This is a genomic window from Luteimonas sp. A534, from assembly GCF_054072805.1.
The window spans coordinates 871,250-884,411 of record NZ_JBSVRR010000001.1 but is presented as its reverse complement, the minus strand read 5'-3'; the positions used below and the strand labels follow the sequence as shown (position 1 = coordinate 884,411).

Below are 13,162 nucleotides of genomic sequence, written 5' to 3'. Positions count from 1 at the left end.
CAATCCGTGCGCCCGTACCTGGCGCTCCCATAGCAAGCGGCGGTTCTCGTGGTGCGCATCCATGCCAGGCCGGCATGAGCGCGTTCCTGCGGTCCACGCATCACCTGAAAGGCAACATCCAATGTCCATCGACACCGGCAAGATCATCGAAGACAACAAGCGCGGCGACAACGACACCGGCTCCACCGAGGTCCAGGTCGCCCTGCTCACCGCGCGCATCGTGCAGCTCACCGACCACTTCAAGGTCCACAAGCAGGACCACCACAGCCGCCGCGGCCTGCTGAAGATGGTCAACCAGCGCCGCAGCCTGCTGGACTACCTGCACCGCAAGGATGCCGCGCGCTACAGGGCGCTGATCGAGAAGCTCGGCCTGCGTCGCTGATATGTCTCCCGCCGCGGCGCAGAAATGCGCCGCGGTTTCATTTCGGCGCGTCGCAGGCGCGCCACCCGGCAAGGGGCATGGGTCCCGGTCGGTTCATCGCAAGACGCACCAAGGAATTCCAGACGTGGCAAAAGTTACCAAGAGCTTCCAGTACGGCAATCGCACCGTCACCATCGAGACCGGCGAGATCGCACGCCAGGCAGGCGGCGCGGTCATGGTCTCCTGCGACGGCACCGTGCTGCTCGTTTCCGCGGTCGCCAACAAGACCGCCCGCGAGGGCCAGGACTTCTTCCCGCTGACCGTCGACTACCAGGAGAAGTTCTACGCCGGTGGCCGCATCCCGGGTGGCTTCTTCAAGCGCGAGGGCCGCCAGACCGAGAAGGAAACGCTGATCTCGCGCCTGATCGATCGCCCGATTCGCCCGCTGTTCCCCGACGGCTTCCGCAACGAAGTGCAGATCATCGCCACCGTGATGTCGATGAACCCCGAGATCGACGGCGACATCCTCGCCCTGATCGGTGCCTCCGCCGCGCTGTCGCTGTCGGGCGCGCCGTTCGACGGCCCGATCGGCGCCGCCAAGGTCGGCTACAAGGATGGGCAGTACCTGCTCAACCCGACGGTCACCGAACTGAAGGATTCCGACCTCGAGCTCGTCGTCGCCGGTACCGCCGCCGCGGTGCTGATGGTCGAGTCCGAAGCCAAGGAACTGTCTGAAGACGTGATGCTGGGCGCCGTGATGTTCGGCCACCAGCAGATGCAGGTCGCGATCGAGACCATCAACGCCCTGGTCGCCGAGGCCGGCAGGCCGAAGTGGAGCTGGAGCGCCCCCGCTGCCGACGAAGGCATCGTCAACGCCATCCGCACCGCGATCGGCGACCAGCTCGCCTCCGCGTTCCAGGTGCGCGACAAGCTCGAGCGCAAGGACGCGATCTCCACCGTCAAGAAGGCGATCCTGAACGCGCTGGCCCCGGAAGCAGAAGCCAAGGCATGGACCTCGGGCGACCTGTCGAAGGAGTTCAGCGAGCAGGAGTACCAGACCATGCGCAACTCGGTCCTCAAGACCAAGGTCCGCATCGATGGCCGCGCGCTCGACACCGTGCGTCCGATCGCCAGCCGCGTCGGCATCCTGCCGCGCGTGCACGGCTCGTCGCTGTTCACCCGTGGCGAGACCCAGGCGATCGTTGCCGTCACGCTGGGCACCGCCCGCGACGGCCAGATCATCGACGCCGTGTCCGGCGAGTACAAGGAACACTTCCTGTTCCATTACAACTTCCCCCCCTACTCGGTGGGTGAAGCCGGCCGCATGATGGGCCCGAAGCGTCGCGAGATCGGCCACGGCCGCCTTGCCAAGCGCGGCGTGCTCGCCGTGATGCCGACGATGGAAGAGTTCCCGTACACCATCCGCGTCGTGTCGGAGATCACCGAGTCGAACGGTTCCTCGTCGATGGCGTCGGTCTGCGGTTCGTCGCTGGCGCTGATGGACGCGGGCGTGCCGATCAAGGCGCCGGTCGCGGGTATCGCGATGGGCCTGGTGAAGGAAGGCGACGACTATGTCGTGCTGTCCGACATCCTCGGTGACGAGGACCACCTCGGCGACATGGACTTCAAGGTGGCCGGCACCACCAACGGCATCTCGGCGCTGCAGATGGACATCAAGATCCAGGGCATCACCGAAGAGATCATGAAGGTCGCGCTGGCCCAGGCCCAGCAGGGCCGCCTCCACATCCTCAAGGAAATGGAAGCCGCGCTGACCGCGCCGCGTTCGGAGCTGAGCGAGTTCGCGCCGCGCCTGATCACCATCAAGATCCACCCCGACAAGATCCGCGAAGTGATCGGCAAGGGCGGTTCGGTCATCCAGGCGATCACCAAGGAAACCGGCACCCAGATCGACATCCAGGACGACGGCACGATCACGATCGCCTCGGTCGACGCCGCCGCCGGCCGCGCCGCCAAGGAGCGCATCGAGCAGATCACCTCCGACGTCGAGCCGGGCCGGATCTACGAGGGCAAGGTCGTCAAGCTGATGGACTTCGGTGCGTTCGTCACCATCTCCCCCGGCAAGGATGGCCTGGTCCACGTGTCGCAGATCTCCAACGAGCGCGTCGAGAAGGTCGGCGACGTGCTCAAGGAAGGCGACATGGTCAAGGTCAAGGTGCTGGAAGTCGACAAGCAGGGCCGCATCCGCCTGTCGATGAAGGCCGTAGAGGAAGGCGAGGGCGTGGTCGGCGAATAAGCCGCGCAGGTTCATCGCTGGAACAGGAAAAGCGGGCTTCGGCCCGCTTTTTCGTTGTTCCCGGGATGCCGCGCATGAAGCGCGTGCGCTATTCCTCGCCGGGCTCGGGTTCCCGTTCGATGCTCTGCGCCTCCCGGAGCTCCTGCTTGTCGTTTGCCAGCCCTCGCGTGTCCAGGGGCCGGATAGACTGGATGCGGCAAGGGGGCTGGAATCCGCCACCACCGGGCCTGATCACGTGCACGCTGTCAAACGTGGCCGAGACACGCCTTGTCATTCCGCTGGGCATGTTCCTTCTGGCATTGCTGAGGCTGATCGAATGGGCGGAGCTCAGGCCCGTGCAGCGCATCCCCAGTTCCAGCAGGAAGGCCTGATTGTTCCTGGTCCACACTGCCAGGGCCTCATCACCCAGTGCAGTCCACCTCACGTTATTGGTGTGCTGGAAACCCGAAACGGGTTCGCCCGCGTTGGCGCGGTACAGCGCCAGCCGATCGGGCGTGGATAGTCCCCCGGTGTGCGTGCAGGCGGTGACCGTCATTGCGGCAAGCAGCGTTATGAGCAGCTTCTTCATGGCGAGGCCCCTTGATCGAGGTGATGCTGGCAACAGTCAGGGAAGGTCCGGACACGTCGTCAAACCGGCTGACGCGCGGCCATGCGGTTTCGCCACATGGCCGCACGCGAACGAGGTCCCTGCAGCTCTCACAGATGTTGTGGAGACGGGCGGGTCGCACCGTGGACCACTGCACGCAGGAGGGTCAGGACCAGACCACCGGTGACCATGCCGAGCACGTAAACGAGAAAGATCAAGATGGCAGTCGGCATGGTGATGCTGACCGAGAACAGTGACACGGTCACCGCGCTGAGATTCTGGATCTTGAAGAGAATCACCAATGCCGTGATGCCCACGGCCAGCGCGATATAGAAGATTCTTCTCATTCTCATACTGCGTTCACTCCCCGGTGCGGTGGGCAGGCTTGATGTGAATCAACGTGATGCGAGACCACGCCAACACGCGTAATCAGTCATCGCACACCGCGCGGACCCGCACCACGGCCCGATCGAACGCATCACCACGCGCACTCTCCAGGTCACGCCGTGCCGCCAGGCACTGGTCGGCTTCACGGCGATGGTCGCCGAACGCAGCCGCTGTGGGCGTCTCGCAGAACACGCTGCCGACGCGGCGGATATTGTTGAAGTCGCCACGTTCCACGGACACGCAGTCGTTGACGCGGATATCGCCCTGGTCGGACAGGACGCGCACGTCACCGCCACCGACCAGCCTGACGGTGAAGAAATTACCGGGCCTGGACGAGTTGCCGCTGTTGCCGATGGCGTGGCCTACACCTGCACCAGCGGCGGTGCGCGCTGCGCGGTTGGCGCCCCGCTGCCCCCTGCCGCTGGACATGCCGATCATTCCACCGACGATCGCGCCGGTATTGCTGCTGGATCTGGAATTGGCGGGTGCCGGCTGGACCGCGGTGACCCGGCCATAGTCAATGGAACTCACCTGGGATCTTGCCAGGGCAGGCATGCCGAGCAGTCCCGCCAGTCCGATCACGATGGCTGTTTTAACGAGCGACTTGTTCATGGCTATTTCCTGTGCTTTGGCGAAAGGAAACCGCAACTACGGCCAGAGCATACTGCGCAAGTGGTGTCAACGGTAGTCTTTCAAGCGGGACAGCCTGTAGTCATGAAGCATTAAGGAAAAGACACATCATTCTCACGCAGACCTCACGCTGCATTTACACGGGAGGTGAAACTTTCGGGCCGTGCAGTCAAGGGGCCCGGGCTGCACGGGGTCAATAGCAATAGTAATGGTGCAGCAGGTTCGCATAAGCCCTGGAGGCTTTTGACGGACTGGCTAGTGATGAAGCCGCGCAATGCGGTCGCTTCTTTTAGAAACCCCCCCGTGTTCTGAAGAAGGAGTCACCATGAGTACTTCCGACACGCAGAAGTTGCCGCTGACAACCCTGACCGCAATGGTGGTCGGCGGCATGGTGGGCGCGGGGGTGTTCTCCATCCCGCGCAACTTCGCGATGGCGACCGGTGTCATCGGGGCGCTCATCGCCTGGACCATTGCCGGCCTGGGCATGCTGATGCTGGCCTTCGTGTTCCAGACCCTGGCCAACCGCAAGCCGGACCTTGACGCCGGTGTCTATGCCTACGCCCGCGCCGGGTTCGGATCGTACCTGGGTTTCGCTGCGGCGTTCGGCTACTGGGCCAGCGCCTGCGTCGGCAACGTCTCGTACTGGGTACTCATCAAGTCGACGTTCGGTGCGGTGTTCCCGATCTTCGGCGACGGCAACACCGTCAGCGCGGTAGCGGTCTCGTCGGTCGGCATCTGGGCCTTCCATTTGCTGGTACTGCGCGGCACCAAGGAAGCGGCGGCGATCAACAAGATCGTGACCGTCGCCAAGATCATACCGCTGCTGTTGTTCCTGGTGCTGGTGATCTTCACCTTCAAGCCCGACGTGTTCGCGGCCAATCTTTGGGGCGGGGGCGGCCTGTATCAGGAGTATCTGCACGCGCACAATGACCTCATCCCCAGCGCAGCGGCCGCCCAAGCGCGCGACTACGGCAGCCTGTTCGAGCAGGTCAAGGCGACGATGCTGGTGACGGTGTTCGTGTTCCTGGGCATCGAGGGCGCGAGCAACTACTCACGCTTCGCCGAGAAGCGCTCGGACGTGGGCAAGGCCACCGTGATCGGATTCCTCGGCGTACTGGCCTTGTTTGCGTCGGTGTCGATCCTGGCTTTCGGCATCCTGCCGCGCGCGGAAATCCAGGCGCTCAGCCAGCCCTCGGTGGGTGGCGTGCTGGCGGCGGCGGTCGGCCCCTGGGGCGCGACCTTCATCGGCATCGGCGTGGTGATATCGGTGCTCGGCGCCTACCTGGCCTGGACGCTGATGGCCGCCGAGGTGCTGTCGATCGCCGCGAAGAAGGGCGACATGCCGGCCTTCCTGGCCAAGGAGAACGCGGCCCAGGTGCCGACCAATGCGCTGTTGATGACCACCATGCTGGTGCAACTGGTGCTTCTCGCGACGCTGTTCTCGGCCGATGCCTTCACCTTCGCGCTGTCGCTGTGCAGCCACCTCGCGCTGCTGCCGTACCTGCTGTCGGCCGCGTACCTGCTCAAGCTGGTCCTGTCCCGCGAGACCTATGCCCCGACCGATGCCGAACTCCGCAAGGACTTGCTGGTCGCGGTCTTCGCCACTGTCTATTCGGTCTTCCTGGTCTATGCGGGCGGAATGAAGTTCCTGGTGCTGTCGTTCCTGATCTACGCGCCGGGCACGTTGCTGTACCTCAAGACCCGGCGCGAGCAGGGCAAGCAGTTCTTCACCACGGCCGAATGGATCGTTCTGGCCGTCTTCGTGCTTGGCGCGGTGTATGCACTGCGCGGGCTGATCACAGGCAGCATCACCATCTGACTGGAGTAGTGAGACATGACTGAGTCCAAGGGTAAAGACACCGCATTTGGAGTCCACTCCGAAGTCGGTCAACTGCGCAAGGTAATGGTGTGCACACCGGGTCGGGCGCATGCGCGCCTCACGCCCAGCAACTGCGACCAGCTGCTGTTCGACGACGTGATGTGGGTGGAGAACGCCAAGCGCGACCACTTCGACTTCATCACCAAAATGCGCGACCGCGGCGTCGACGTTGTGGAGATGCACAACCTGCTGGCCGGGACGGTGGCGGTGCCCGAGGGCAAGAAGTGGATCCTCGACAACCAGGTGGTGCCGAACCAGGTGGGCCTGGGCCTGGTCGATGAAATCCGCGGCTACCTGGAGGGGCTCGATGACCGTGCCCTCGCGGAAACGCTGATCGGCGGCCTGTCCACCGAGGAGTTTCCGGAAGCGATCGGTGGTGAGCAGCTGGCGCTCATAAAAGATGCCGCAGGCGTCACCGAGTACCTGTTGCCGCCGTTGCCGAACACGCTGTACACGCGCGACACGACCTGCTGGATCTACGGCGGCGTGACCCTCAACCCCTTGTACTGGCCGGCACGCCACGAGGAAACCATCCTCACCACGGCGATCTACAAGTTCCATCCGGACTTCGCCGGCAAGGTCAATGTCTGGTGGGGCGACCCGACCCAGGACCACGGCATGGCGACCGTCGAGGGCGGCGACGTGATGCCGATCGGCAAGGGCAATGTGCTGATCGGCATGAGCGAACGCAGCTCGCGCCAGGGCATCAGCCAGCTCGCGGCGGCGCTGTTCAAGAACAAGGCGGCCGAGCGCGTCATCGTCGCCGCGATGCCGAAGCTGCGCGCCGCGATGCACCTGGACACGGTGTTCACGTTCGCCGACCGTGACTGCGTGCTGCTGCACCCCGACATCATGAACCACGTCGAGACCTACTCCTACCGCCCGGCCAACAACTCGTCCGGCGTCGAACTGCACAAGGACAAGGGCCTGTTCACCGACGTGGTCGCGCAGGCGCTCGGACTGAAGAAGTTGCGCGTGGTCGAGACCGGTGGCACGGCGTACATGCGCGAGCGCACGCAGTGGGACAGCGGCGCCAATCTCGTCTGTGCCTCGCCGGGCGTGGTGTTCGCCTATGACCGCAACACGTACACCAACACGTTGCTGCGCAAGCAGGGGATCGAGGTGGTCACCATCGTCGGTTCGGAACTCGGCCGCGGTCGTGGCGGCGGCCACTGCATGACGTGTCCGATCATCCGCGACGCGGTGGACTTCTGAGCGAACTGCGCTGACGCGTCTTCGCGCCGCGCGGTACTTCGAGCGGGGAATGCCAGGATGGAACCGGGAGGCGAAGTGAAGAAAGGCGGCTTCAAGTTCCCCGGAGCAGTGACGACGCTGGCCATCGTCACGCTGCTGGTCTGGGTCGCTGTGCTCTTCATCCCGGCGGGGGTGTACCAGCACGCGGCCGACGGCTCGCCGATTCCCGGCACCTACCAGCAGATCCCTTCGACGCTGAGCTTCGGCGAGAAGGTCAACCAGCTGGTGCTTTCGCCGGTCAACGGCGTGTACGGCCTGCGCAGCCCTGCTTCAAACCAGGTAGACACCGAGATCGTCGGCCGTATCTTCGGGCAGATCGGCATCATCATCTTCATCATGGCGATCGGCGCGTTCATATCGGTGAGCTTCGCCACGCGCAGCATCGAAGTTGCCGTCGCATCGCTCGCCAACCGCCTGCGGGACAAGGGCTGGCTGCTGATCAGCACGGTGATGGTCTTGTTCTCGCTGCTCGGCTCGACGATGGGCTTCTCGGTCGAGACGCTCGGGTTCTACGCCCTCTTCCTGCCGCTGATGGCGGCGCTGGGCTATGACCGGCTGGTGACCTCGGCGATGATCATCCTCGGCGCGCTGGTCGGTGTGATGGCTTCCACCGTGAACCCGTTTTCGATTGGCGTCGCCGCCGGCGAGGCGGGTACTTCCATTGGCGATGGCATCGCGCTGCGTGTCTTGCTCTGGGTCGTGCTGACGGCGATGGCGGTCGGCTGGGTGCTGCGGTATGCCGCGAAGGTGCGCAGCGACCGAAGTGCCTCGCTGGTTGGCTTCGATGCCGAGACCGGCGTCGATCCCGCCGCCGCCGAAACCGCCATCCATGAAAAGCTGACCGGCACGCAAAAGTGGGTGCTGGTGATCACGATTGCGGCTTTCGGCCTGATGATCGTTTCGGTCATTCCCTGGTCGAGCGTGCTCGGCGGGCGCGCCGGCCCGGCCGAAGACCTGCTGTTGCACGAAGTAGCGAACGCAGAGCCGTACTGGTTCGAGTTGAACTGGTGGTTCCCACAACTGGCGATGCTCTTCGTCTTCGCGTCTGTCCTGGTGGGCTTCGTTGCGAAAATGGGCGAAGCGGAGACGGTGCGGCTGATCACGGCCGGGGCATCGGACATGTTGGGGCCGGCGATGGTGATGCTGCTCGCAGGTGCCGTGTCGGCGATCATGAACAACACGCAGACGATTGACACCATCCTTTTTTCGATGGAGCGCCTGGTCAGTGGCTCGTCGGCGGCGTTCTTCACGTTCCTGACCATCGTCGTCAACATTCCGATCGCGGTGCTGATCCCGTCCAGCTCCGGGCACGGCGCACTGGCGATGCCGCTGCTCGCGCCGATGGCCGATTTCGCGGGCGTCAGCCGCGCGACCACCATCACGGCGTGGAGCATGGCCCATGGCCTGGCACTGATGGTGGCGCCAACCAGCGTCGTGCTCGTCGGCGGGCTGGCGATCGCCAAGGTCGGTTACGAGAAGTACGTGCGTTTTGTCTGGCCGCTGCTGCTGGGAATGCTGCTTGTTTCGACGAGTGTTATTGCCGCTTACGCGAAATTCGCCGAGTAGACCCGTGCGAAGTTGCCTGCGGGTGGCGCGGTCTGTATCGCCTGCTCCCGTCATGACTTCTGGAGGTTCACCCCGTGTTCGAATTCGCCGCTTCAGGCTGCTTCGTTCGCTGTCCACGCAATCTGGTGCCGCTGCTTGGCGTGGTGCTCCTGTTCTCGGCATGCCAGGGCGACGATGGGGCCGAAAAGGCCGAGATTCGCCCGGTCCGGGTCATGGCTACCGACACGCGCATGAGTGGCGACACGGTTTCGCTGGTCGGCACAGTGCAACCGGAATCCGAGATCAACCTGTCGTTCCGGATTTCCGGGAGGCTGGTGGAACGTGCCGTGGCCGTGGGCGACAACGTGCGGCGTGGCCAGCTCGTCGCCCGCCTGGAGACGCAGGACGAAGAGAGCGGGCTGCAGTCGGCGCGTGCGCAACTGAGCGCAGCCCGCGCGCAACAGGTGGAAGCCGACAACCACTTCGGGCGGATGCGGGGACTGGTGGCCCAGAACGCGGTGTCGCGCGCCCTGTTTGACCAGGCGGATGCAAACCGCAAGTCAGCCCGATCCCAGGTCGAGTCGGCGCAGGCCCAGTTCGATCTCGCGAACAACCGGCTGGGCTATACCCGGCTTGTCTCCGACGTGGCCGGCGTGGTGACGGCGCATGGTGCGGAGCCAGGCGAAGTGGTGTCGGCCGGGCGGATGATCGTCCAGGTTGCACGCGAGGGCGGTCGCGACGCAGCGTTCGACGTGCCCGCGCGCGTCAAGGACAACGCGCCAGAGAATGCCGAGATCACCGTCGTGCTGACTTCCGACCCCAGCGTCACCGCCGTCGGACGCGTACGTGAAGTCGCGCCGCGCGCCGACCCGGTCACCGGAACCTTCCGGGTCAAGGTGGGCCTGGTCGATCCGCCCGCCGCGATGCGGCTGGGAAGTACGGTGACAGGACGGTTGGCGCTTGATGCGGTAGCGGGCATCCAGGTCCCGGCCTCGGCGGTGATTCGCGCCAACCAGCAGGCGGCGGTCTGGGTCGTCGACCCCAAGACCGGCGAGGTCTCGATGCGCCCCATCGAGATCCAGTCCTCGGATCCGGACAACGTGGTGATCGCGTCTGGCCTGGAGCCTGGTGACGTCGTGGTGACCGCGGGGGCGCAGGCCCTGCGGCCTGGCCAGAAAGTCCGCCTGCTCGAGTCCGCGCAGTGATCGGCCCCAACCTCTCGGAATGGGCGCTTGGCAAGCGCTCGCTGGTCATTTTCCTGATGATCGTCGCGATCATCGCGGGCACGTTGTCGTTCCTGCGCCTGGGCCGGGGCGAGGATCCGGCGTTCACGTTCCGGACGATGGTCGTCGCTGCGGCCTGGCCTGGCGCCACGGTCGAGGAGACCTTGCTGCAGGTCACCGAGCGCATCGAGCGCAAGCTCCAGGAAACCGACCATCTCGATACGGTGCGTAGCTACACGACCGCCGGACAGACGACGATCTTCGTTGATCTCAAGCAGTCGACACCACCTTCCGAAGTTCCGGACGTCTGGTACCAGGTCCGCAAGAACATCGGTGACATACGCCAGACGCTCCCCAGTGGTGTCGTCGGACCGTTCTTCAACGACGACTTCGGCGATACCTTCGGCATCATCTACGCGTTCACCGCCGATGGCTTCGACTTCCGCGAGGTGCGCGACCATGTCGAGGCCGCGCGTTCCCGCCTGCTGCAATTGCCGGACGTCTCCAAGATCGAGGTGCTGGGCGCACAGGACGAACAGATCTACATAGAGTTCTCGACCCAGCGGCTCGCCGGCTTGCGACTGGACCTCCCTTCGATCATCTCGGCACTCCAGGCACAGAACATCATCCGTCCGGCCGGCGTGATACAGACCGAGCAGGAGCGCGTGTTCCTGCGCGTGACCGGTGCATTCGACACCGAGCTGGACATCGAGGCGGCCAACCTGGTGTCCGGTGACCGCATCTTCCGCTTGGGCGACATCGCAACCGTCCGGCGCGGCCCCGTAGACCCGCCGCAGCCGATGTTCCGCGTGAATGGCCAACCCGCGATCGGGCTGGCGATCGCCATGCGCGATGGCGGCGACATCCTCGCGCTGGGCGAAAACGTCCGCAACGAGATGGCCGACATTCGCGCGAACCTGCCGGTGGGCATCGAGCCGACACTGGTCGCCGACCAGGCGGTCACGGTCGACGTTGCGATCGGCGACTTCATGGGTTCGTTGTGGCAAGCGATCCTGATCATCCTGGCCTGCAGCTTCGTGAGCCTGGGCGTGCGGCCCGGAGCCGTGGTCGCGCTGGCCATCCCGCTGACCCTGGCGATCGTCTTCGCGGTCATGGACATCGTCGGCATCGACCTGCAACGCATCTCGCTCGGCGCGCTGATCATCGCGTTGACATTGCTCGTCGACGACGCGATGACGACGGTCGACGCGATGATCAACCGGCTGGCCGCGGGCGACAGCAAGGATGCCGCGGCAACCTATGCCTACAAGACACTCGCGGCGCCGATGCTGATCGGCACCCTGGTCACGATCGCGAGCTTCGTGCCGATCGGCTTCGCGCGCAGTTCCGCGGGCGAGTACACGTTCTCGATCTTCGCGGTGGTCGCCATTGCGCTGATCGTGTCGTGGCTGGGTGCGGTCGTATTCGCACCGTTGCTCGGCAAGGCCATCCTGAAGGCGCCCAAGCCGAACAAGGACGCCAAGCCCAGCAAAGTGCTTGGTGGCTACAGCCGGCTGCTGGCAGGAGCGATACGGGCAAAGTGGCTGACGATCGGCGTGACGGTCGGTGCGTTCGTCCTGGCGATGCTGCTGCTCCAGTTCGTGCCGCAGCAGTTCTTCCCGGCCTCCGACCGTCCCGAACTGACGGTCGACATGACACTGCGGCAGAACGCCTCGATCTACGCGACCGAGGCGCAGGCCAAGCGTCTCGAGGCCGTATTGAAGGACAACCCCGACGTCGACCACTACAGCACCTACGTCGGCCGGGGTGCGATTCGCTTCATCCTCACGCTCAACGTCCAGCTCGCCAATCCCTTCTTTGCCCAGTTTGTGATCGTCGCAAAGGACATCGAGGCACGCGAACGGCTGCAGGAAACCCTCGAGAACGTCCTAGCCGAAGAGTTTCCCGACGTGGTCGCGCGCGTGTCCCCGCTGGAGCTGGGGCCGCCCGTCGGCTGGCCATTGCAGTACCGCGTCACTGGACCTGACAAGGACGAGGTGCGCCGGATCTCGCTGGGCCTGGCTGGTGTGATCGGCTCCGATGCGCGCGCGCGGCACATCAACTACGACTGGATGGAGCCCGCTCGGCAGGTCCGCATCCGGATCGACCAGGACGAGGCGCGCCAGCTGGGCGTGAGTTCCCGCGCACTGGCCGCCGTGCTCAATGCCGCCGTCACCGGCTCCGCGGTGACCCAGCTGCGCGACGATATCTACCTGGTCAATGTGGTCGCGCGCGCCACCGACGACGAGCGCATTTCGTTCTCCACCCTGGGTACGCTGCAGGTACCCACGCCAAGCGGGCGGATGGTTCCTCTGAGCCAGTTCGCGACGTTCGTGGAGGACCAGGAGTTTCCGCTGGTCTGGCGACGCGACCGGCTGCCGACCCTGACCGTGCGCGCGGATGTCGTCAGTGGTGTGCTGCCCGATGAGGTCGTCGGAAAGCTCGCGCCAAAGATCGAGGAGTTCGCCGGGACGCTACCCGCGCCGTACAGGATCGAGACCGGCGGCCTCTACGAGGCAAGCGCCGAATCGAGCGAATCGGTGTTCGCAGTCGTGCCGTTGATGCTGCTGTTGATGCTCGTGATCATGATGGTCCTGCTGGTGAGCTTCCGGCGGCTGGCGATGGTGATCTGTGTGCTGCCCCTCGGCCTGATCGGCGTGGTCGCCGCGCTGCTGGTGTTCAACCGGCCGCTCGGCTTCGTGGCGATCCTCGGCATTCTCGCGCTGATCGGCATGATCGCGAAGAATGCGGTGATCCTCATCGTGCAGATCGAAACCGACCGCGCCGGAGGCAAGAACGTTCTGGACGCAGTCGTCAGCGCGGCGACCTCGCGCATGCGGCCGCTGATGCTCACCGCGATATCGACCGTGCTGGGTCTGATCCCGATCGCACCGACGGTGTTCTGGGGGCCGATGGCGTTCGCCATCATGGGCGGGTTGCTGGTGGCCACGCTGCTGACGTTGATCTTCCTGCCCGTGCTGTACGTGACGGTGTTCGGGAACGAGCCGACGCCGCCGCGCCAGTCGGCCGAGCCAGCGTGATC

Annotated in this window: 10 protein-coding genes; 7 read left to right on the top strand and 3 right to left on the bottom strand. The window is 64.8% G+C overall.

The window, feature by feature from the left end; translation table 11 throughout:
* Nucleotides 1–121: 121 nt before the first annotated feature.
* Both rpsO and pnp read left to right on the top strand, forming a co-directional pair.
* Nucleotides 122–382: a 30S ribosomal protein S15 gene (rpsO, locus tag ACW5F0_RS03955; RefSeq protein ID WP_456964718.1), complete on the top strand. Its 261-nt coding sequence runs from the start codon at nt 122–124 to the stop codon at nt 380–382.
* Nucleotides 383–506: 124 nt separating this feature from the next.
* On the top strand, nt 507–2,615 hold the full coding sequence (gene pnp, locus ACW5F0_RS03950) for a polyribonucleotide nucleotidyltransferase (protein WP_456964717.1): 2,109 nt from the start codon (nt 507–509) through the stop codon (nt 2,613–2,615).
* A gap of 88 nt (nt 2,616–2,703) precedes the next feature.
* Here pnp and ACW5F0_RS03945 read toward each other — a convergent pair whose 3' ends face one another.
* The 3 genes from ACW5F0_RS03945 to ACW5F0_RS03935 all read right to left on the bottom strand — a co-directional run bounded on the left by ACW5F0_RS03945 (nt 2,704) and on the right by ACW5F0_RS03935 (nt 4,200).
* On the bottom strand, nt 2,704–3,183 hold the full coding sequence (locus ACW5F0_RS03945; RefSeq protein WP_456964716.1) for a DUF6491 family protein: 480 nt from the start codon (nt 3,181–3,183) through the stop codon (nt 2,704–2,706).
* A 128-nt stretch (nt 3,184–3,311) separates the two neighbouring features.
* Complete coding sequence (locus tag ACW5F0_RS03940) at nt 3,312–3,548, bottom strand: hypothetical protein (RefSeq protein WP_456964715.1); 237 nt, start codon at nt 3,546–3,548, stop codon at nt 3,312–3,314.
* Nucleotides 3,549–3,630: 82 nt separating this feature from the next.
* Nucleotides 3,631–4,200 (bottom strand): hypothetical protein, encoded by a 570-nt coding sequence (locus ACW5F0_RS03935; RefSeq protein WP_456964714.1) that lies wholly within the window; start codon nt 4,198–4,200, stop codon nt 3,631–3,633.
* A 343-nt stretch (nt 4,201–4,543) separates the two neighbouring features.
* Here ACW5F0_RS03935 and ACW5F0_RS03930 point away from each other — a divergent pair, with 343 nt between their 5' ends.
* The 5 genes from ACW5F0_RS03930 to ACW5F0_RS03910 all read left to right on the top strand — a co-directional run bounded on the left by ACW5F0_RS03930 (nt 4,544) and on the right by ACW5F0_RS03910 (nt 13,160).
* Nucleotides 4,544–6,037, top strand: coding sequence for a basic amino acid/polyamine antiporter (locus tag ACW5F0_RS03930; RefSeq protein WP_456999076.1), 1,494 nt, complete (start codon nt 4,544–4,546; stop codon nt 6,035–6,037).
* 15 nt (nt 6,038–6,052) lie between these two features.
* Entirely contained in the window at nt 6,053–7,312 is a 1,260-nt protein-coding gene (locus ACW5F0_RS03925) for an arginine deiminase (RefSeq protein ID WP_456999075.1), read from the top strand.
* A gap of 57 nt (nt 7,313–7,369) precedes the next feature.
* Complete coding sequence (locus tag ACW5F0_RS03920; protein ID WP_456964711.1) at nt 7,370–8,917, top strand: YfcC family protein; 1,548 nt, start codon at nt 7,370–7,372, stop codon at nt 8,915–8,917.
* A 74-nt stretch (nt 8,918–8,991) separates the two neighbouring features.
* Nucleotides 8,992–10,101 carry an efflux RND transporter periplasmic adaptor subunit gene (locus ACW5F0_RS03915; protein ID WP_456964710.1) on the top strand — a complete coding sequence of 370 codons (1,110 nt, stop codon included), beginning with the start codon at nt 8,992–8,994 and terminating at the stop codon, nt 10,099–10,101.
* On the top strand, nt 10,098–13,160 hold the full coding sequence (locus ACW5F0_RS03910; protein WP_456999074.1) for an efflux RND transporter permease subunit: 3,063 nt from the start codon (nt 10,098–10,100) through the stop codon (nt 13,158–13,160). The genes ACW5F0_RS03915 and ACW5F0_RS03910 overlap by 4 nt, the downstream gene beginning before the upstream one ends.
* Nucleotides 13,161–13,162 lie beyond the last annotated feature (2 nt).